Source organism: Enterococcus sp. DIV2467a (assembly GCF_050532945.1).
GTDB classification, from domain to species: domain Bacteria; phylum Bacillota; class Bacilli; order Lactobacillales; family Enterococcaceae; genus Enterococcus; species Enterococcus faecalis.
Map to the genome: position 1 here is coordinate 1,657,059 of NZ_CP172896.1, position 20,918 is coordinate 1,677,976.

General features: G+C 36.3%; 15 protein-coding genes and 2 pseudogenes. 1 reads left to right on the forward strand and 16 read right to left on the reverse strand.

Translation table 11 applies throughout. From position 1 onward, the window contains the following. Window positions 1-70 precede the first annotated feature (70 nt). The 14 genes and pseudogenes from dnaG to IGL80_RS07860 all read right to left on the reverse strand — a co-directional run bounded on the left by dnaG (window position 71) and on the right by IGL80_RS07860 (window position 18,391). Complete coding sequence (dnaG, locus tag IGL80_RS07795) at window positions 71-1,957, reverse strand: DNA primase (RefSeq protein WP_002360366.1); 1,887 nt, start codon at window positions 1,955-1,957, stop codon at window positions 71-73. 316 nt (window positions 1,958-2,273) lie between these two features. Next, window positions 2,274-4,610 carry a cation-translocating P-type ATPase gene (locus tag IGL80_RS07800; RefSeq protein ID WP_002357645.1) on the reverse strand — a complete coding sequence of 779 codons (2,337 nt, stop codon included), beginning with the start codon at window positions 4,608-4,610 and terminating at the stop codon, window positions 2,274-2,276. A 128-nt stretch (window positions 4,611-4,738) separates the two neighbouring features. After that, the gene (locus IGL80_RS07805; protein WP_002357646.1) at window positions 4,739-5,356 is read right to left on the reverse strand and encodes a lysozyme family protein; all 618 of its coding nucleotides are present in this window, start codon (window positions 5,354-5,356) and stop codon (window positions 4,739-4,741) included. Between the two features lie 290 nt (window positions 5,357-5,646). Continuing rightward, window positions 5,647-6,336 (reverse strand): annotated as a pseudogene (alsE, locus tag IGL80_RS07810) (D-allulose 6-phosphate 3-epimerase). 137 nt (window positions 6,337-6,473) lie between these two features. Then, a pseudogene (locus IGL80_RS07815) lies at window positions 6,474-7,574 on the reverse strand (PTS fructose transporter subunit IIC). Window positions 7,575-7,683: 109 nt separating this feature from the next. Beyond that, window positions 7,684-8,133, reverse strand: a complete 450-nt coding sequence (locus IGL80_RS07820) for a PTS sugar transporter subunit IIA (RefSeq protein ID WP_085366381.1) — start codon at window positions 8,131-8,133, stop codon at window positions 7,684-7,686. Between the two features lie 19 nt (window positions 8,134-8,152). After that, the gene (locus IGL80_RS07825) at window positions 8,153-8,470 is read right to left on the reverse strand and encodes a PTS fructose transporter subunit IIB (RefSeq protein WP_002360370.1); all 318 of its coding nucleotides are present in this window, start codon (window positions 8,468-8,470) and stop codon (window positions 8,153-8,155) included. Beyond that, complete coding sequence (locus IGL80_RS07830) at window positions 8,470-8,922, reverse strand: PTS sugar transporter subunit IIA (protein WP_002384546.1); 453 nt, start codon at window positions 8,920-8,922, stop codon at window positions 8,470-8,472. The genes IGL80_RS07825 and IGL80_RS07830 overlap by 1 nt, the downstream gene beginning before the upstream one ends. Beyond that, the gene (locus IGL80_RS07835) at window positions 8,912-10,393 is read right to left on the reverse strand and encodes a BglG family transcription antiterminator (RefSeq protein ID WP_085366379.1); all 1,482 of its coding nucleotides are present in this window, start codon (window positions 10,391-10,393) and stop codon (window positions 8,912-8,914) included. Before IGL80_RS07835 ends, IGL80_RS07830 begins: the two co-directional genes overlap by 11 nt. Before the next feature lie 240 nt (window positions 10,394-10,633). Next, the gene (nagE, locus tag IGL80_RS07840; protein ID WP_002404382.1) at window positions 10,634-12,631 is read right to left on the reverse strand and encodes an N-acetylglucosamine-specific PTS transporter subunit IIBC; all 1,998 of its coding nucleotides are present in this window, start codon (window positions 12,629-12,631) and stop codon (window positions 10,634-10,636) included. Between the two features lie 36 nt (window positions 12,632-12,667). Beyond that, window positions 12,668-13,501, reverse strand: a complete 834-nt coding sequence (locus IGL80_RS07845) for a PRD domain-containing protein (RefSeq protein ID WP_002357655.1) — start codon at window positions 13,499-13,501, stop codon at window positions 12,668-12,670. A 762-nt stretch (window positions 13,502-14,263) separates the two neighbouring features. Beyond that, window positions 14,264-15,916 carry a peptide ABC transporter substrate-binding protein gene (locus IGL80_RS07850; protein ID WP_002360377.1) on the reverse strand — a complete coding sequence of 551 codons (1,653 nt, stop codon included), beginning with the start codon at window positions 15,914-15,916 and terminating at the stop codon, window positions 14,264-14,266. A 17-nt stretch (window positions 15,917-15,933) separates the two neighbouring features. Beyond that, complete coding sequence (locus tag IGL80_RS07855) at window positions 15,934-17,310, reverse strand: transglutaminase-like domain-containing protein (protein ID WP_002360379.1); 1,377 nt, start codon at window positions 17,308-17,310, stop codon at window positions 15,934-15,936. A 16-nt stretch (window positions 17,311-17,326) separates the two neighbouring features. Next, window positions 17,327-18,391: a dipeptide epimerase gene (locus IGL80_RS07860; protein ID WP_430598220.1), complete on the reverse strand. Its 1,065-nt coding sequence runs from the start codon at window positions 18,389-18,391 to the stop codon at window positions 17,327-17,329. A 275-nt stretch (window positions 18,392-18,666) separates the two neighbouring features. On the opposite strand from IGL80_RS07860, the gene IGL80_RS07865 reads away from it, so the two are divergent. Further along, window positions 18,667-19,011, forward strand: coding sequence for a metal-sulfur cluster assembly factor (locus IGL80_RS07865; protein ID WP_002357660.1), 345 nt, complete (start codon window positions 18,667-18,669; stop codon window positions 19,009-19,011). Between the two features lie 97 nt (window positions 19,012-19,108). Here the strand turns inward: IGL80_RS07865 and IGL80_RS07870 are convergent, their stop codons facing one another. Together IGL80_RS07870 and IGL80_RS07875 are read right to left on the reverse strand one after the other, a co-directional pair. After that, entirely contained in the window at window positions 19,109-19,648 is a 540-nt protein-coding gene (locus tag IGL80_RS07870) for a GNAT family N-acetyltransferase (protein ID WP_002360382.1), read from the reverse strand. Window positions 19,649-19,860: 212 nt separating this feature from the next. Further along, entirely contained in the window at window positions 19,861-20,715 is an 855-nt protein-coding gene (locus IGL80_RS07875; RefSeq protein ID WP_173965583.1) for a hypothetical protein, read from the reverse strand. Window positions 20,716-20,918: the final 203 nt, after the last annotated feature.

Consider the following 20,918-nt stretch of genomic DNA (forward strand, 5'->3'; position numbering starts at 1 on the left):
ATAACTGATAAATCACTGGGACTTATCAAAATAAAATGAACAAAACGCTTAGTTCTATTCATTATATTGCTTAAGTAAATGTTCGTTGAGCTTTAAGCTGTCGAGCCAATTGGATAATCTCCATTGTTAATTCGGCTTCAAGCTGTTGGTTGCCCACTCGTTTTGCTTCTTGCTGTTGAATCTTTTTCTGCTCAATTGCCTCTGCAATACTTGATAAGGCAATTACATGTAATAAATCGGCAACTTCTCGCTCAGAGCTTTCTTCCGATAAATTCTGATACGCAATTTCAATTGCTAATTGTTTGGTTTGATTATCTTGCAAGAAATTAATAAAATCGGCAATGTCGAAACTTTGATGCAGTGTCGCATAACTTTCTAGCAAGAAATATAATTCTTGGTATTCATCATGAGCGAACGAAAAATCTGGCAATTGTTGAACGGTTTGCCGTACTCCTTGTTCATTCATTAAACGAAATAATAAGGAACGTTCTGCTTTTTGAACTTGTGTTAACGGTAACTTGTTCTGGACGTGATTCTCTTCAAAAACAGGTTCTTCCATTGGTGGTGGCATCATTTCATCTTGATAAAATTGTTGCCTTTCTTGCCGTTGGACTGAACGTTGCTCTTGCTTCAATTGATTGAATTGCTTTTCCAAACTATGAACAGAAAGTTGAAATTCCTGAGCAATTTGGTTTAAATAACGATCACGTTCCAAGGGAGATTGAACATTGGTTAACTCCCGTAACAATTCGTTCACATAATCCAATTGTTCTTTTTCGTTATTCATGTTTCTAGTTAACCGATGATAATTCATTTTAAAACTAAAAACTGTTTCTCGGCCATGATTGGCTAAATTTTGAAAAGCTTCTGCGCCATATTTCCGCACATATTCATCAGGATCCAGCTTTTCAGGGATGCTGACAATACTCAAGTCAAAATGACTGTTTTCTTGCAATAATTGAATCGCACGGTTTGTGGCTTGAACACCGGCATTATCGCCATCGTAACAAATAACTACTTCCTTAGCGACCCGTTCCAAACGCCGAATTTGTTCATTGGTCAAACTAGTCCCCATTGAAGCCACCCCACTTTTTACGCCTGATTGCCAAGCAGCGATAACATCCATGAATCCTTCAAAAAGCAAGACTGTATTTTCTTTACGAATTTCTTTTCTGGCTTTATCAAAGTTAAACAGCGTTTCTCGCTTATTAAAAAGTGTTGTTTCAGGACTATTCAAGTATTTAGGCATCTCATCCCCTGGAAAATCAGCTGTTTTTAACAAGCGACCAGAAAAGGCGATGACATTGCCTTGGGGATCATTAATTGGAAACATGATTCGTTGATAGAAACGATCCAAAAACGTACCGTTATCTCTTTGGACAAACAGCCCAGAAGGCTCAAAAAGCGTTTCATCCAGTTGTTCGTTTTTAAAAACTTGACTTAAGAAATCACGTTTTTGCGGCGCAAATCCAATTTGAAAGGTCTCAATTAGTTCTTGTGTTAACCCCCGCTCTAATAAATAGTTTAATGCGGGTTCGCCAATTTTAGTATTCACTAAAATATGATGGTAAAGTTCTGCGGCTTTACTATGCAGTTGTAACAAACTCCGTCTTTGTTGGTTTTCTGGGGTATCCGCTACTTCACGCGGCTCTGACCAATCAAAGTCCACAGATAAATGTTCCAAATCTGCAACACGTTTCACGGATTCTGGAAAACTAATGCCTTCAATTTCTTGCAAGAAATTAAAAACAGTTCCACCTTTCCCGCAGCCAAAACAGTGAAAAATTTGTTTGTCTTCTGCTACTGAAAATGAAGGGGAACGTTCTTCGTGAAACGGACATAAACCCATATAATTTTTACCGGATTTTTTTAACTGGACATACTGCCCAATAATATCTACTATATTCGTTCGGTGACGAACTTCCTCAATGACTTCCTGAGGAATGCGTTGTGCCATTGTCCTCACCTCCTAAGAATAGCATTGTGCTAACTCATGTGATTGACCGTTTAAAAAACGCACTGTCATTTCAGTGCGAATTCCAATGGACACATTTACACATGATTTATTGTATCACATAATCGCTGTTTTTCAAGTATCTTGTTTCAACTCAACAAAAAAAGAAAGTATCTAGGACAAAAGTCATCCTGACTCCTGCCCCAGACACTAACTCTTAAAATAATCAGTTAAACATCAAGCTTGCTCCGACTTCCTTCAAGATTTAAAGAAGAACTGCATTTTTGGAGACGAATGCTTTTAGATCAACCTCTGCTTTTTATAAATCTTTAATTGTTTTTCCAGCACGTTTCATTTGTACGAAACCAATTGTTACACGCACCACAATATTAATGGCCATCATAATAAAGAAGAGACCCATTGTTTGCGAAGTTAAGAAACCAATTTCTAAAATGTTGTGGAATAACATAGCTGCTACATAAATACCAATAATGGTACTGAAAACCAAGAAAATGCGTAGTGGATTTAAAGGCAGACATGCTCGAACAACAGCCATACAGCTAATTCCAACTAATAAATAATACATTAACGTCGTGGTGTCTAAAGAAGAAAATCCTTGATTTTGTCCAATCAGATAAACAGCAATGATATTCGCTACAACTAAAAGCGCATTAACAGACGCATTTTTCAAAGCCGTTGGTAAAAACTTCCCGACAACTTTTCGTTTGTCCCCTTCGAAAGATAAGAAGAAGGCTGGATATCCTTCAATTGCTAAATCAATCAAGGTCACTTGAATCGGAATGAACGGGAACGCAATGGCCGTTAAGGCACAAATGATTGAGAGAATAAACGAATAAATCGTTTTAATGAAGAAAACGCTGGAAACTCGGGTTACATTATTTACCACACGCCGTCCTTCAAACAAGACATCTGGTAACGTTGTAAAATCAGAATCTAGCAAAACTAGATTAGAAATTTGCCGAGTAGCGCCATCTCCCTCTGCCATGGCGATACTACAATCCGCTTCTCGTAACGCTAAAACATCGTTGACGCCATCGCCGGTCATCGCCACCACATGCTCTGTGTCTTTCAACTCACGTACAATGGTTCTTTTTTGCTGAGGCGATACACGTCCGAACACTGTGTATTGCTGAACTGCTTCACGCACTTCTGCTTCTGTCGTTTTGGTCGACAAATCAATATAAGACTCATAACCGGGTAGCCCAGCACGACGAGCAATATTTGAAACAGTCACCGGATTATCACCAGAAATTACTTTTAAGTCGATTCCTTCTTCTTTTAGATAAGCCAGTGTTTCTTTGGCATTTTGGCGAATTGGATCGTCAATTTCTAGAATTGCTAATGGCTCTAAATAAGGCATTTTGGTTTCGTTTAACGGTTGTTGTTCCGCAATGGCTAACATCAAGACGCGATAACCATTCTCTTGTGCTGTAAAAACAGCTTCTGGCAACCGACTATCGTCTACCAAACGCTCAGGAGCCCCTAAATAAACTGTCCCAATTTCTGGAAATTCAATAGCTCCCCATTTTCGTTCAGAAGAAAAAGCCAAGACTTCTTTTGCGCCAAATCGATTGGATACTTCATAATGATCACGAATTGCTTGCATTGTAATATTATTATCCGTACTTTCAGATAGGTAGCTTCCGATAATCTGCGGGAAAAGTTCTTCATATTTGTCATGCAAGATAATCGCCTTTTGCACTTTCATTTTACCTTCTGTAATCGTTCCAGTTTTATCTAAACACAAAGTGTCCACATGGGCCAATGTTTCAATTGAGTACATATCTTGTACTAGAATACGTTTTTTGGCTAACTTAATGACACCTGTTGTCAGCGCAATACTAATTAATAGTACTAATCCTTTTGGTAACATCCCTAACAAAGCAGCTGCAGAAGCAACAACAGATGTTTTAATGCCAGCATCTCTTAACCAAAAAGCTTCAACAAATAAAATAATCCCCAGAGGAATAATCACCCAACTTGTAAATTTAGAGACTTTACGAATCGAATTGACTAACTCTGATTGAATTGGTTTATGCACTTTGGCTTCTTGGGTGATTTTCACAGCATAGTTTTCGGCACCAACGTGGATAACACGGGCATAGGCTTGTCCGCTAACAATGAAACTTCCAGAAAGCAAGGTATCGCCGATTTCCTTTTCAATTAAATCTGATTCACCTGTTAACAACGCTTCATTCGCTTCGACTTTACCGTCAATAACTTCCATATCAGAAGGAACTTGTTCCCCTGCAGAGATAATAACAATATCTTCCATAACTAGTTCTTTTGTATCAATTTCTTGTTGTACGCCATTTCGAACAACATGAACATTTTCTTTTGCCACAATAGATAATTTTTGAACTAAATTACGGGCATGAATTTCTTGGAAAATTCCGATTGACATGTTCACAATAATAATCGCTAAGAAAGCCAGATTGGAATAGGCTCCGACAAATAGTAAACAAACAGCGATTGCAAAGTTTAAAAAGTTGAATAACGTCATGACGTTATCAAAAATAATATCTTTTGTAGATTTTGCTACATTTTCCTCATAATTATTTTGAAGGCCTAACTCTTTCTGCTTGGCAACTTCTTCTGTACTTAACCCTTTTTTCAGGTCGACTTTATTCAACATCCAGCTCTTTCCCTACCTTTTCAATTAATCAGTTACATCCCTTCTAGTTTACTTGCATTTTCATGAAACTGCAAGAAAAGCCTAAAAAATTCCTGTAAGTTGAAAGAATTCTTTAGACTTTTCTCGTTTTAATTTAACTTTTCAATAAACCAACGATTCATTTTGACAATTTCCGCATAGAACATATTGCCACCATTTTGATAAAGGTAACCACCATTGTAAACTAACGCTTGCCAACGATAATAACGATATTTCGTATTTTGGTCATTTCCTAGCAACGGTGAAAGGACTTCTCTTGAATATTCTTCTGCTAACTCTGTCGTGTGTTTCCCGCCGCGTTCTTTAACAAACTGAATATAATCCAGTCCATAATTATATGCTTGTACGCCTGTCCACTCATCACAGCCAGCTTCTTTTGCTTTCGCTAACGCTTCCGCGAGAAATTTGACGCCATGTGCGATACTTTCCTCTGGTGTTTCAATCACTTCTTGTTGTCCATAAACACTTTCACTGCTCTGCATAATATCGCCAGATTTCCCTTTAGATTCTGTATAGATAATCGCTAAAGCTAATGTTTTGTATTCAGGTATTTTATTTTTTTTGACTTCTGCTTCTACTTGTTTTTCAAAGGTCATTACCGTTTCAACATTTTGATGTATTTTATAGCCAAGATAGCCAAGACCAGCAACTAAACCAACAAACAAAAGTAGCATGATTTTATAAATTATTTTTCTTACTCTACGCATCGAATCATCCAAACTTTTTCTTTTAAGATACGTTCTATGTTACTTGAAATAACTGAAAAAAGCGAAGTTTTTGTTACTTCTTTAGTTTTATTTAATAAAAGTAACTTTTTTGTGAACAAACCGTAACTTCGCAAGATTGAACGTTTTCACCTAGAATAGAATAACAAGTAATTTTCTTCTATTGACGCTTATTTATTGCATCAAAAAAGCCCAGATAAGAATGAACAAAATTCTTTTCTAGGCTTGACTTTATACAACTTATCTATTCTTTTAACAAACAGTCAAATGTTTTATGGAATTTTTTTCCCAGTCATTTCTTCATAGTCTCTACTCATCATTCTCCAAGCTTTTTCAATATCTTCATCTAATCCAAATAATCCGCTTCTACCAACAATATAAATATCAGGTCCTGCAGCATCAATTCGCTTAAATGAATTTCTATTCGATGAGCCGTCCATTTCAATTACATAACGATACCCTTTTTCTTCACGTAAATTACGAAGAGCAACAATTTTATCAAGTGTTCCTTCAATAAATCGCTGGCCAGCAAAGCCTGGATCAACGGTCATGATTGTGATTTTATCCAACAATTCAATATATGGAAAGATTGATTCAATAGGCGTTTCGGGATTAAGGACGATCCCTGCTTTAAGATTAGCATTGTGAATTTGGTCAATTAGGCGAAATGCTAGACCATCTAAAACCTCTGCATGCATACAAATCCATTAACATTTGATATCTACTAGTTGTTGTACCCAAAAACTTGGATTCGTAACCATTAAATGGGCAGATACTGGGAGCTTCGAAATTTTTCTTAACTCCTCAATAAACCACGGAGATAATGTAATGTTTGGCACATAGTGACCATCCATAATGTCTATATGATACGAAGCAACATGATCATTTAAAAAGGTGATTTGTTGTTTAAACTTGTCCAAATCCATCGTCATTAGTGACGGAGAAAATTCAACTTTGTTCATTCTAATTTTCAACTCTTTCTATCTGATTATTTGGTTGATGTTTTTGAAAATTTTTCTAACTCGTTATATTCAGACGTTGATTCATCTCTGATAGGCAATATAAATTGCATTAATTTTGTTACGCTTTTTCATTTTGTTTAGAAAATCTGAATATCTTCCAAGTTTATCTCCTCTTCTTCTTTTTCTACTAAAGCTTCCATATCTTTCTCAGTTATATCTTTCTTAATAATAGCTAAAACTAAACCGGTAACCACAGCGTTTACAACAATTGCAATAATGCCAGCCAGCGGTTTACTCATTGTTGGAATCATTAAAACACCGCCAAATGGAACTGTCGCATCTGCCCCTAAGATCATTGTTGTTGCGCCACCCACGAAGCCGCCAATCGCTGTAGCAATGACTCCTCGGACAATATCATTCATAACTAAAGGAATAACACCTTCAACAATGTTAATCACGCCCATTGGTACGGCAGACTTTAACGTTTCAACTTCTAGTTTTGTATAAATATTTTTTCTAAATCATTTAGCAAAGAAGAAAGCTAATCCAAAGCCTATTGGCGTTGCTGTATTTACTAATTGCAATGCTGTAATTGGTCCATTAAGTCCTTCCGCTTGCATTGTCAAAACAAAGGCAAAAACAGTTTTGTTAATGGGTCCGCCATAGTCTATACCACTTAATAAACCAATTACACCACCAAAAATTAATAATGACGAGTTACCTAAGCTATCTAAAAAGTTCGTTAATAATGAAGTAAATGCCGTTATTGGGGTCCCGATAATATATACCATGATTAATCCACCAGTAATTGAGGTTAAAAATGGAATAATTAATGTTGGCATTAACCCTCTCGCCCAATTGGGTAATTTCACATATTTTAAAATAGCTAATACAAGATATCCTGCCAAGTAACCACCTAAGATACCACCAATAAAGCCTGCGCCAACTGCATTCGCAGTTAAACCAATAATAAAGCCTGGAGCAATTCCAGGTTTACCAGCGATTGAAAAGGAAATGCCAGTAGATATAACAACCGGCAGTAAGCCTAAGCCAGCGCCACCCATAGTAGCTAAAGCATCCCAAAGCGAAAATTCACCTGGTACCAAGTTTCCTTGACTTGAGCCACCAAACCCCATACCAATTGCAATTAAAAAGCCAGCGCCACAGACGATTGGAATTAAATATGAGATTGCTGTTAATAAATGACCTTTAAGATTTAACTCTTTTAGTTTTTTCATTTTTATCCTCCTAAACATTGTTCTTTTCATTTTATTTTCTATTTAAAAAAATTACTGTTGTGGATTCTTCTGTAGAAAATATCCACAATATGCTGTCTTAGTAATTTCATTAAGAGAATGCCTTCACTACATCCTCTGGCGATTTTGATTGAAGGAATTCTCTCACTACTTCATCATTTCCGAGTTTTCTGGCAAACAATGATAATAGTTTAAGATGGCTAGTTGTTTCTTTATGATCATTACCCACAGCAAAAAGAATGATTCCTTTTACGCCATTATCATCTAAAGATTCCCAAGGAATTTCTGTACTATTAATACCAATGGCCACGCCTATTTTTTTTACATACGCACTTTTGCCATGTGGAATGGCTAGATAGTTTCCGATGCCTGTTTGGCCTTCCGCCTCTCTAACATAGATATCTTTTATAAAGCCTTTTTCATCTGAAATATTGCCATTTTCAAGCAAAAGATTGGCTAATTCTTTTAACGCTTCCTCTTTTGTATTTACATTCATATTCGTTTTAACGGTTTTTAAGTCAATGATATCCTTTACTTCCATTACAATTCCTCCTAGAAGATTACTTTTCTTGTGTCATAACTTCTTCTACTTTTTCAATTAGTTTAGTGGGTGATTTTACAGCAACTTCTGTAGGTACTTGAATGATTCGTTTCCCATCAAAACGCTCTCTTCCAGAAATTTTTACATCAATGGCTAATATAACAATGTCCGCTTCCTTAATTTGTTCATCCGTTAGTTTGTTTTCAATCCCGATGGTCCCTTGTGTTTCTACATGGATCTCAACTCCTGCTTTTTTTGCAGCGTTCTCCAATTTTTCTTGTGCGATATATGTGTGAGCAATTCCTACTGTGCAGGCTGCTACGCCGACTATCTTCATTATTTTTCCTCCTCAAATTTTTCTATAATTTTATAAAAATCTGTTTCTGTTTTTAAACGCAACAACTTTTCTAAGAAGTCTTCATTTGCTAATTTTCTAGTAAATCGACTGATTTCTTTTTTTACTTTTAACTGTTCATTTTCTTTTAGTAAGATGACAATAATTAATTTCACTTGCTTAATGTCTGCCGTCCATTCTTGGATTTCTGTTTTTAAGCCAATCAGATATATTTCACTTTTTTTCAAGAGTGCATTTTCTAAATGTGGCAAGACAATTTGCTCTGCAATCTGATTACTTCCCATCTTCTCACGATTTACCAAAGATTCCTCAATCTGCTTTTTTTCTTCGGGCGTTAACAAAGGTGCTGCTGTTTCTGCAATGAATTGATATACTTGCTGTTTTGAAAGAAGTTCTTGGTTTAGGAAAACTTGGTATAAAGGATTAACGTTCATGATAGATTTCCTCAACTTTTCTTTGTAATCGATACTGATCATCCATTGTAAACATGGCACTTACCAACAATGATTTAATGGGGACCTTTTCCTGTAAATGAATCGTTGTAAGAATCAATTCAATATCAGAATAATCTTTTAATGATTTCTTTATATTTCGTGTGGCAATAATTTCAACAATTTGTAATTCAGGGAATTTCTTTTCAACTTTTACTCTCAATAGTTCTGAAGTTCCAATTCCAGTGGTACACATAATCAAAGTACGAATAGGTAACTGATTGGTTTCAATCATTCGCGCAAAATACAATGTAATAAACCCATTCTCATCTTCGTTTATAGCCGGCAGTTGATAGTTTTTACTTACTTGCTTAGAAACTTGCGCAATTTTTCCGAAAATTGTTTCATACGTCATTTTTATTTGATCCAATAAACTATTCTTAACATGTATGCCGTTTTCAAGACGATTTATCATTGGTTTTATATGACTAGCCAATTCAAGAAGTAGCTGATCATTATCAGTTAAAATTTTTAGTTGTGCACTCATTTCCTCTAAATAAAATTGAGTAACTTGCATTACTTTGAAAGAAAAATTAGTTACTTTACTAAACGAACCTTGCATCCTAGAAGAAACCAAATATTGATATAAGTAATAAATTTCAACGTTAGGCAGTCTCTTATTTAAATAAGTTTCAATCTGTTGAATCGTTGTTTGCGCGACCTTTTTGAGTACTAAGTCCTTTGTTAATTCTTGTTCTTCTTCGTTAGATAATTGGTATTTTTCAGAAATAGCTACTTTTCGTGAACGACTAATTAAGATATAAAGATGCGAAAAGATGTTTACGTTATATGGATGTGGAATAGTAATATCCAGTTTTTTTTCAATGTTCCTGACTTGATCTAACGTAAAAAGGACATCATAATTATTAAAATTTAATGCTTTGTTGTTTCGAAGATCCTCAATATCGATAATGTTCAACAGTTGTATTCTATCGGAAATGGCTTTCCTGATAGCTCTTTCCTCACCGATAATTGCCAACGTTCGATTTTTCCGTTTGAGTGTTAAATCATATTTCTTTAAATCTTCGGATAATTGTTGTTCATCGCTAAATATCACAGAATCGCCAACATAATATCTTGCAAATAATTCATAAACATTTTTAGCTTGTGGAGAAGCTAAAAACAATTCCTCCAGAATTCGATTGCGTCTTTCCCTTGGCGAAAAATCACTTTCTTTTTCGACTAAATGTCGATTCTGTTCCATAAATCGTTCATAGTCTAGCTTGTATCCTCGTCCTTTCTCAGATAATATGAGTGAACCTTCTGAAAATTCATCGTTAATTTTTTTTATCAAACGATAAACTGTCTTAGGAGAAGTACTTAGGCAGTTTGCCAATTCTTCTGCAGTCATATAATCTTGTTTTTTTGAGAGAAGTAACAACAATTTTTGTCCACGTTCTTTTTTCGAACTCATAGCAACCCCTCCTTGATATATTTATTATAATCCATATAAAAGAAAACGCTTCCTTGTTTTCTGTCCGTTACATTGGCCATTTTTGTGAGTGGTTAAAGTGTTCAATTATGCGAAACTTTCTAAGGCTATTTATAAATAAAAATCTGTAGAGCAAGCGATTTTGAATTACTGGCTCTACAGACACTAATACTTTCAAAGAATACAAAAAAGGGCTGCCTTACGGCTAGCCCTTTTTTACTTTTATTTTACGGTAACATTTCCGATTACATCATTCATTGAAGTCGTTTGACCTGCTTTTTGTAAATCGTATTGAGCAACAATATCTTGATTTGTGAAAACAACAATTAAATCTGATTTTTTGCCAGCTTGTTCTAATGCCGCTAAATCAATGGTTGCAATTTTATCGCCTTGTTTTACAACTTGGCCTTCTTCAACATGTAATGTAAATGGTCCACCTTGTAACTCAACAGTATCTAGACCCATGTGTAATAATACTTCAATGCCTGAATCTGTTTGGATACCTAACGCATGTTTTGTTGGGAAAATGCTAGTAATTTTACCAGCAACGGGTGTTGAAACTTCGCCGTCTGTTGGTACGACAGCAAAACCGTCACCCATCATTTTTGCTGAGAAAACATCATCTGGTACTTCAGAAATAGGAATAACTTTCCCATTCGCTACAGAATATAATTCAGTTTCTTTTGTTGAAACTGGTGCTTTTTTTTCAACAACTGGTTGAGAAACAGGTGTTTCTTTGACTGGTGTTGCTGGCGCTTGGTGGTTATATAATCGTTGCATTTCGTCAGCAACAAATTGTACTTCCGTACCAACAATCACTTGGATATTGGTGTCATCAATGACTTTCACACCAGGAACCCCAGTTGCTTTAATTTTTGCTTGATCCACTTTGCCTGTATCTTTCACTGTTAAGCGTAAACGAGTTGTACAGTTATCAATAGAAGTTACATTAGCATCAGCGCCTAAACCATCATAAATACGACGAGCTAGAGAAGCAAATTTGTTGTCACCTTCTGCAACATCTGGCGTTTCTTCGCCATCGCCTTCTTCACGTCCTGGTGTCATTAAGTTAAACTTAGTGATTGCAAAACGGAAACCGAAGTAGTAAATTGCTGCAAAGACAAGTCCTTGAACCACCAACATCATTGGATGATTCGCGACTGGGTTTTTCAAACTTAAGAAGAAGTCTACAAAACCTGCACTAAAGGCAAAGCCAGCTGTCCAATGCATAAACGCAGCGAATGCTAAAGAAATACCTGTAAAGACTGCATGTAAAACATATAAAGGCCAAGCAACGAACATAAATGAGAATTCTAAAGGTTCAGTAACGCCTGTAAAGAAAGCTGCAAAACCAGCAGCTAACATTAATGAAGCTGTAACTTTTTTCTTCTCAGGACGCGCACATTGATAAATAGCAAACGCGCCTGCTGGTAAACCAAACATCATTACTGGGAAGAAACCAGCTTGATACATCCCTGTTTGTCCTACAATTGCTTTACCAGTATCTAACGCTTGTTGACCAGCTAAAAAGTTCCCAATATCATTGATACCAGCAACATCAAACCAGAAAACAGAATTCAAGGCATGGTGTAAGCCTGTTGGAATTAATAGTCGGTTAAAGAAACCATACAAGCCAGCTCCTACGAAACCTAAGCTAGAGATTCCTTTACCAAAAGCAACTAATCCGTTATAAACAACTGGCCAGAAGAAGAATAAGACAGCTGAGATTGCTAACATCGAAATAGCTGACATAATAGGAACTAAACGTTTTCCACTAAAGAATGATAAAGCCATTGGCAATTTCACACCAGAGAAACGATTATACATTGCCGCAGCAACTAAACCAGCGACAATCCCGACAAAGACATTGTTGTCCATGCTGTTGAAGGCTGGGTTTACTTCAGCAATATCCTTGAAGCCTTTAATGGCTTGGATAGAAGCAGGCGCTAAAACAGTTTTTGGCACTAAATAAGCGACTAAACCAGCTAATGCTGCCGATCCATCTTTATCTTTTGACATTCCTAACGCTAAACCAACTGCAAATAATAATGCTAAGTTGTTTAAGATAGCCAAACCACCATTCATTAGAAAAGTTGTGGCTGGACTAGCGCCGATTGTTCCCACGATCCAGTTGGCAATACCGACTAATAAAGAAGCCGCTGGTAATACAGCAACTGGTAACATTAACGAACGCCCCATTCTTTGCATATACGCTTTCATTATACGTAACTCCTCACATAAACTATTTAATTTTTATTATTTGGTCATTCTTAATCGTTCAATGTGAATCGATAAATAACCAAGTTCTTCATTTGGTACTTGATAATGAAAATTTCTCATTAATAAGACTTGTACTTTTTTTGAGATTTCATAGCTTTCAGCATACTTTTTCTTTACGACTTCCAAAATTTCTTCATCTAAAACAGCGTATTGATTTTGTTGGAAGCGATGAATAAACAAACGTAAATGATTCACCAAACGTGAATAACTGAGACTATTTTTATCATCATGAATATCAATAGCCAATTCCTGCTCGATTAAATGAATAATTTCAGAAACGATTGTAACTTCACGGATACTTTTACTATTATCAGTACGCCCGCTACGAGCACTATGGATATGAATTGCAATATACCCCGCTTCATCATAACTAAATGGAATCTCTAAGGTTTGTGTTAAATATTCTACAGCCCATTGAGCAATAGCAAATTCTTCACTATATAAAATCTCAATTTCACTTAAAAGCTTGTTCCGAACAATAATATTATTTTGAATATTTTCAGCTGCAAAAGCAATGTGATCACTCAACCCAATATTAATATGTTCATTCAACTTTTCACCCAATACCGTTTCAGCATGTTGGATAATTTCTTCACTCGCTAAAAAGTATTTGTCTTCGATTTGTGATAGCAATACTTGAAGTTTTTTCAGTCCTTCTGGCTCCATCACAAACATCCGCTCCACCAATTGTCGAGATAAGACATCATTTTTAGTCTTATTAAACCCGACGCCTTTACCGACAGCTACTTTCTCCTGTCCTTCGTCAAGAACAAGTACAGCATTTTGATTTAGCACCTTTTTAATTTTCATAAATGACCCTCTTCTGCAGAAGTAATTCTAACATTTTCAGTGAAAACAACAAAAAAAGCATAGAACAATCCCGTTAAACATGTTGCGTAACCATTGTACACCACATTGTATTACGAAATTCTTCCATGCCTAGTATTATCTAGTCACATGAAAACGCTATTCATTTGTTAACAGTGCTTATTCTAACGAGTATCATTATTTTTGTCAACCTTTTTCAATTATTTTTTTATTAATTGTTGACTATTAACAAAAAAGAAGCTCTTATCGGGAAGAGGTCGGGACAGAAGTGTTTAATTCCGAGAACCAAGTAGGTACTGTTCAACATCTATTTGCTTTGCAAATAGTGTTTCTCAGCAATAAGAAGAAATTTCCGAAAATTGTCATAAAACACAACGAGGTACGAGTTGACGTTGCATGATACCTACCCGGTGTTCTTTAATTTTTGGAGACCAAGTAGGTATTGTTCATCATCGAATCACTACGTTCTTCGTGATTCTCAACAATTTCGGCTTATTTCCGAAGGACCTTCACCAAGTAGGTACGATGATTTCATCTGTTCATGCTTCACAGTGAAACATCGCAACTCTTAGAGCTGTAGCTCTTTTGAAGGCTGTACTGTGACGAGACGCATGTCGAGAAAACACCTTAGAAGTTGTTGAGATCGGAGCAACGCGTAGTGTTGCTTCTGTTCCCGCCGTTTATCAGTTTTTGAGCGTGGAGCAAAAATCCAAAGTGATTTTTGTCCCACGCTCGTTCACTAATTTATTCTTTATAGGCATACTTATATGTGCTCGTTGCACCGAAGTTATGATACTGAATACCTTTGACACCTGGTCGTACAAGCTGACTACGGGCCTCTTGGTATAAAGGAATTAAAGCGGCATCTTCTTCCACCAATACTTTTTCAGCTTTAATTAATGTTTGCCAACGAGTTTCAGGATCATTTGCGTATTTAGTTGTTGCTTCTTCAATTAGTTGATCAAACGTTGGGCTAGAATAGTTCATACGGTTACCACTAACTGAGCTTTCTAAGAAAGTCATTGGATCCTGATAATCGGGTCCCCACATGCCAACAGACAATTCATAATCCCCTTTTCTCATTAATTCAATCGCATTATTTAAAGGAACTGTTTTGACATTAATAGTGAGACCAGGCAACGTTTCTTGTAACTGGCCTTGGATAAATTCAGCAACTTTTCGGTCACTATCACCATCTCTTGAAAGAAGTTCAATGGCTACATCTCCATTTAGATCTTCTTTTGCTTTATCTAAATACTCTTTGGCTTTTTTGGCGTCTGTTTTGACAAGGGCGCCTGCTTCTTGACGAAAATCTTCATTCGTTTCTGGGTTATATACAAATTTTTCTGGAATGTACCCATAAATTTCTTTTGAACCATCTGCTAAAATATTGTCGACTAAACTTTTTTTATCCAAAGCATAAGCTAAAGCTTTGCGGACATTCTCATTTGCAAAAATGGATGGTTTTTCGTTTCTTTTTTGGTTTAAACGTAAGGAATAGACTTTTGACCGTTCGATTGCTTCATAGTCTGGGTTGTCTCGATTTTGTTTAGCAAAATCTCCTGTTAAGACAGCCACATCTAATTCACCTGATTCGTACAAATTATAAACGGTATTGGTTTCTTTAAGAACTTCAAAATGAATCGTTTCTGATTTTACTTTTTCTTTATCGTAATAGTCGGGATTACGCACAAAATCCCACGACATCGCTGACTGATCCCAATTTTTCATTAAAAACGGACCATTAGATACAATCATTTCACTAGAAGTGCCATAGGCTTGTCCTTTTTCTTTCACGAATGCTTCGTTTTGTGGGAAAAATGGAGAAAATGCCAATAACGACGTAAAATATGGTACAGGCTTTTCTAAAGTAACCTCCAAAGTATAATCATCAAGCGCTTTGACACCCAATTCCTCTGGTGCTTTTTCCTCTTTTGTAATAGCTGTTCCGTTCAGAATCGTTCCTTCTAACAAGAAAAAGTAATTGGCTTGGTTTTTGGGATTCGCTAATTTACGCCAAGCAAAAACGAAATCATTGGCTGTTACAGCATCACCATTGGACCACTTGCCATCTTCTCTTAGTTTAATGGTATATCGTTTGCCATCCTCAGAAATTTCTGGCATCTCTTTAGCAGCAGCAGGTATTAGTTGATCTTTTTCATCCAATTGATATAACCCTTCAAAGACATTGGACTGTGCGTTAATACTGGCTTCATCTTGTGTAAAAATAGAATCCATTGAACCGATTTCCGAGTTCTCCATTAAATTTAAAACTTTTTTCGAGACACTGGTTTTCTCAGTTGCTTTCTCGTCTATTTTTGTTTCTGCTGTTGTGCCACAACCTACCAAGACCGTACTAACAAATAACATAATCCCCATCATTTTTAACTTTTTCATACTATTCCCCCTATGTGTCAATCAAACGGCAACTCTTCCATGGAAAGCCGTTCTTGCGAAACTATCAAGCATGCGTAGGGCAAGCCCTCATTTTCGTACTCAAATTCTCCCCGCTGGTTGTCAATTGGGTCTGCACGCAATTGCATTTTTGCCGGCTGAAAGTCTGCCTGGATCTCACTATTTGCGACCATTCTAAAAACATCTAAATTGCCGAAATAATGATTCCACCGCTGTCTATCCCCGTCTCGGTAAGCACCTCCGCCAAAAGATAAATCCGCAAAGAGCCAGCCGTACGGTTCTATATAAAATTGTGCCCAATCATGACAGCCTGTATAATGTGTAGAAACATATAATCCCGATTGCCATTTGGCTGGTATCCCTGCAATCCGACAAAGCGTGATAAACAAAATCGCTTGCACGCCGCAGTCACCTTTTAAATTAGTTGCAGCATACTCTGAAATATTGGAAATTGTAAAATATTCACGCATGAAAGAATAATGAATCTTTGTCGTCACAAAGTCATAAATCAAGCGTGCCTTTTTTAAGGGATTACTTTCATCGCCCACAATCTCATCTGCTAAATTTCTTAAATAAGGCGTGAATCGAATATGCGGTAACTGTTCCTCTAAATCAAAGCTTGGTTGCATTTTGTCTACGTTATTTTCTTCTAACTGTTGGTAAACCATCCGATTAACATAACAATATTCAACTGTAAACGTTTGATTTTCTTTTAAGATTGTTTCAAAACACAGTGTTCGTTGAGGCGCATCTTCTGCCGCAATATAGGTTGCTTCAGGTGACGTAGCTAGGATTTCAATTTCTGATTGTTGTTGACACGCTTTGGGCAGCGGCAAATGGACACGAACACGCTCACCTGGACGCTCAAATTCTTTTTTCACCTGAATGGTGGCTTTAATTGTTGTTCTCACTTTTCTACCACCGTTTTTTTGCATTTGTTCGATGTTCTCTTTTAGTTCTTTTTTGCGGAGAATTTCTAATTGATTGCTTTCTGCTTCCCGCAAACGTGCAACATATGCCGCATTTGTTTTAATTAAATTGGCCAAAAATCGAAGTTGGAAATACGGTTCACCATCAATATAAACCCAGTCCACTAATCCCGTGTCTTTTAAACGAATTAATTCCTCTGTTTGATAATCCTGAAAAGTGTCTCTCATCATTTGATCAGCTTTTGCAAAGCTATGAGGATACTCATTCATACGCATCATTTTAATGACATCTTTTTCAATTATCAAACGTTCTTTTAATGCCTGCGGAAGTTCTTTTGTCAACCAAAAATCAATGGCAATATCCGCACTTGCAAAATCGCCAAATTCTTTCACCCTTTGAATTTCCTCAGGCAAAGGAACACTAAGATACTTTAAATCATACTTCATTTGCTTTACTCCTTTTTTAATGAGAAATGCCTAATCCAGCTGCTTCTCCTAATTCCAATAATGGTTTTGCTTCTAAGGATACGCCCCCAGTTACGGGCGCAGTTTCTAAACCGAATGTCGCATCTAAATCTGCTCGTGTGATATTCTTTTGAGCAGCAGCTAAATGGGCAGCAGCCGTGATGCCAACGGTTGTTTCTTCCGCCATGCAACCAATCATGCATTCGATGCCTGCTGTTTCACAAATCTGATTAATTTTCAGCGCTTCATGAATGCCGCCACACTTCATTAATTTTATATTGATAACATCGACTGTGCCTTTTTTAACCAATTCCAACGCATCTTGAGCATCAAAACAGCTTTCATCAGCCATAATTGTCGTATTAACTTGTGAAGTAACGTATTTTAGACCTTCTAAATCGCGTCTTTTAACTGGCTGTTCCACTAATTCAATTTGATAATCTGCTAATTCTTGAATCGCTTTAACTGCATCTTTGGGCGTCCAAGCCTGATTCGCATCTAAGCGGAGCTTGATATCAAAGCCAACTGCTTCACGAATCGCTTTTACTCTTGCGATATCAGCTTCAATTCCTGTTCCGACTTTAATTTTTAATGTATCAAAACCTAGTTTGACTTTTTCGACGGCTTTTTGTGCCATCACATTTGGTTCATCAATACCTAGTGTAATATCCGTTATTACTTGGTTATCATAGCCGCCTAACAATTGATAAAGAGGCAGTTGAGCTTTCTGACCCATCAAATCATAACAAGCAATATCGATTGCTGCTTTTGCGGCTGGAGCGAAAGCAGATATTTTATCCATCACTTCATGAATTTTCTCAATATTAAAGGGGTTTAAGCCAATGATTGCTTGGCCAAATAATTCGATCGTTTCAATCGTGCCAGCCAACGTTTCACCGGTAATAAAAATGCCTGGCCCTCCTTCTCCATATCCAACTAATCCCTCTTCTGTTTCAATTTCCACAATTGCACTATCCGCTGATTCTATCGTCCCCAAAGCGATCGTAAATGTTTCTTTCAGTTTAATTTTCGATGCCCTAACATGTACCTGCTTAATTTTCATAAAATCCTCCCTTTGATATTTCCAATTGACTGAAAATTCAGTTTTTTAAAAATATCCAAAAATTAAATTTAGATTGTTATCGATCATTCTAAACTCATTGTTTTCTAATGTCAACAAAATAATGAGATTTCGATTAAAATAAAATGAATTTCGAATTTTATGAGCTTTTTTAATAAATCAGTAAATTCCATGACATGTGAGATACTTCTCATTTACAAACATTCTTAAAAAAGGTATGATAGTAAAGAGGCAACTTGCAAAGGAGTAGAAGACGAATGAGTGAACAACCTCAACAACGTTCAACCGAAGAAGTTGAAGCAATTAAAGAAGATATTTTAACTGCATTAGAAACAGTGATTGACCCTGAATTAGGCATCGATATTGTTAATTTAGGACTAATTTATGAAGTTGAATTTGCAGAAGAAACTGGTGATACTGTCATCAAAATGACCTTAACCACAATGGGTTGTCCGTTAGCAGATGTTTTAACAGAACAAATCCATGGTGTTTTAAAAGATATTCCTGAAGTGAATAATATCGAAGTAAAATTAGTCTGGTACCCTGCTTGGACAACGGATAAAATGAGCCGTTACGCACGAATTGCTTTGGGTATTCGCTAGTTATTTCGAGGCTAATGATAAAAAACATATGAAAGAACCGATTGGTCCGTTCTTTCATATGTTTTTTTGTTTGTTTAATTTACTTATTTGATAAAAATTACCTAATGCCATCAATACTTGGTTTTTTCCAAATTTTTGCTACTGGATGGAAGTCTAATAAAAACTGTAGCTGCGTTCCACCGAAGCCTGACGCTCCAGCAAACATGATATGAAAAGTGAGCCCTCTATCCATAATCAGATACCCTGTATCCAGCACGCCATTTCTTTCATAAAACTGATAACGTTTTTCTCTTTGGGCTTCATTCGCTGCATTTTTGCCAATTTCTTCACTCTCCAAAAGAACCCCCTTAGGATAACGTGTCTTCAATAACGCTAACACGGTTGAGCCTAATCGTTGGTTTCGGTGGTGCTGATCAATTGCAAAGAAAAAGACATAGGTTGCTTCAGGTGCAATTGGACTATTTAACAAAATCCCCACGTTCTCATCCGCCTCTTGAATAACAAACAAATGAAATTTTCCTGCTTGAGAAGACATCAATAATTGATCAAACGGCAGTCTCTCTTCTTCTGGAAAAGCTTCTATGTAGGTTGCTTCCCAATAGGCTTGATTTTCTTGATTTAATAATGTGAATTGCATAAAAGCTCCTTTCTAAAATGATTGCTTCGTACTAATAACTTTTGTTACTTACATAAGACCTAAAAGTCATTTAAACATGCGACTGGTTATCCCTATACGCAATTATTTTTTGATACTAATCTAGTAGTTTAATTGTTCTCTGTTTCTGAGTCAATAAAAGAGCACACGATTCGAGTCTTTCAACATTTAGCGAAAAGGCGATTCTTATTTCATTACAACCGATTCACTATTCGCTGCCCTCTTTTTTCTATTCGTTGATTTACTTGAACTAAATATTCATTTATCTCCTCTATATTCTGAGGTAAGATAAACGAGTCTTTTTTCAAATGATTTTTCCATAGCGCTACTGGTTGATACTGTTCATTTAAAAATGGTTGCATCTCATACGTATGAACGTAGCTTTCCCATGAATGAAATGAAGCTAAAAATATCGAAAGTTGTTCTAAGGAATAATCCCAATAATCTTTAAACGATAAACTTCTTCCACTGTTAAATCCTAGTGGAACTACTGTAATGTTTCTAATTGAATGGGTAAGTTCGGCAAAACGCTTTAATTGTGGGTCCTGATGGACTCGATCAAATTTAGTAAAATTGTCGAGAAGAAATTCATTCCATGTATATTTTTTTGGTACAGGATTTGGTAAATAGTCAGGAAAAACTTGGTCAAAATAAGTTAAATATCGGTCCGAAATCACAGCCGATGTCCCGGAATCATGAGGCGGATACTTGCTATTTACTGCAAGCAAATTCTGTTCAGAAGATTTTTCTAAATAGCTTTCTTGATTTTCCCCAATTACTTCCGCTGGTCTAAAGAAATCGGGATAAACAAGTTGTAACATAATTTTATACGTTGTCCAAAATGAGTTCATAATATCTTTGTGCATGGTCGCCTTCCCAGTTAACTTTAAAAAAACATCCTCCACAACCTCGTACTTTTCAATATGGACATTCGATGTTCTAGCTTTTAAAATATTTTTAACCGGCTGCTGGTGGTCATACTCTTGACCCAAAAGCAACTTCTTTAAATCATCTTTCTCTGAAATTGTCTTAACTGTAATCTCCGCCACTTTGAATAACTCCCATCCTACGATTTTCTCTATATTCTTTTATATTATTATACTAGAAAAACGCTCCCTCCTGCCCTTTTTTAATCAACAAATCAGCAATTAGAAAACACCAACGAAACAGAAGTGCAACACTAGCATGCGAAAAAATGCGATCGGCAACTTATTTTTTAGACACTCTGTGTGTTTCGTATAGTCGAGGCTGG

Bases quoted from the DNA above. Each gene is read 5' to 3' on its own strand.
- IGL80_RS07805 (WP_002357646.1), bottom strand. From the start codon at position 5,356: ATGCGTAGAGTAAGAAAAATAATTTATAAAATCATGCTACTTTTGTTT.
- IGL80_RS07825 (WP_002360370.1), bottom strand. From the start codon at position 8,470: ATGAAGATAGTCGGCGTAGCAGCCTGCACAGTAGGAATTGCTCACACA.
- dnaG (WP_002360366.1), bottom strand. From the start codon at position 1,957: ATGGCACAACGCATTCCTCAGGAAGTCATTGAGGAAGTTCGTCACCGA.
- IGL80_RS07855 (WP_002360379.1), bottom strand. From the start codon at position 17,310: ATGAAGTATGATTTAAAGTATCTTAGTGTTCCTTTGCCTGAGGAAATT.
- IGL80_RS07845 (WP_002357655.1), bottom strand. From the start codon at position 13,501: ATGAAAATTAAAAAGGTGCTAAATCAAAATGCTGTACTTGTTCTTGAC.
- IGL80_RS07820 (WP_085366381.1), bottom strand. From the start codon at position 8,133: ATGGAAGTAAAGGATATCATTGACTTAAAAACCGTTAAAACGAATATG.
- IGL80_RS07800 (WP_002357645.1), bottom strand. From the start codon at position 4,610: ATGTTGAATAAAGTCGACCTGAAAAAAGGGTTAAGTACAGAAGAAGTT.
- IGL80_RS07860 (WP_430598220.1), bottom strand. From the start codon at position 18,391: ATGAAAATTAAGCAGGTACATGTTAGGGCATCGAAAATTAAACTGAAA.
- IGL80_RS07830 (WP_002384546.1), bottom strand. From the start codon at position 8,922: ATGAACGTTAATCCTTTATACCAAGTTTTCCTAAACCAAGAACTTCTT.
- IGL80_RS07835 (WP_085366379.1), bottom strand. From the start codon at position 10,393: ATGAGTTCGAAAAAAGAACGTGGACAAAAATTGTTGTTACTTCTCTCA.
- IGL80_RS07870 (WP_002360382.1), bottom strand. From the start codon at position 19,648: ATGCAATTCACATTATTAAATCAAGAAAATCAAGCCTATTGGGAAGCA.
- IGL80_RS07850 (WP_002360377.1), bottom strand. From the start codon at position 15,916: ATGAAAAAGTTAAAAATGATGGGGATTATGTTATTTGTTAGTACGGTC.
- nagE (WP_002404382.1), bottom strand. From the start codon at position 12,631: ATGAAAGCGTATATGCAAAGAATGGGGCGTTCGTTAATGTTACCAGTT.
- IGL80_RS07865 (WP_002357660.1), top strand. From the start codon at position 18,667: ATGAGTGAACAACCTCAACAACGTTCAACCGAAGAAGTTGAAGCAATT.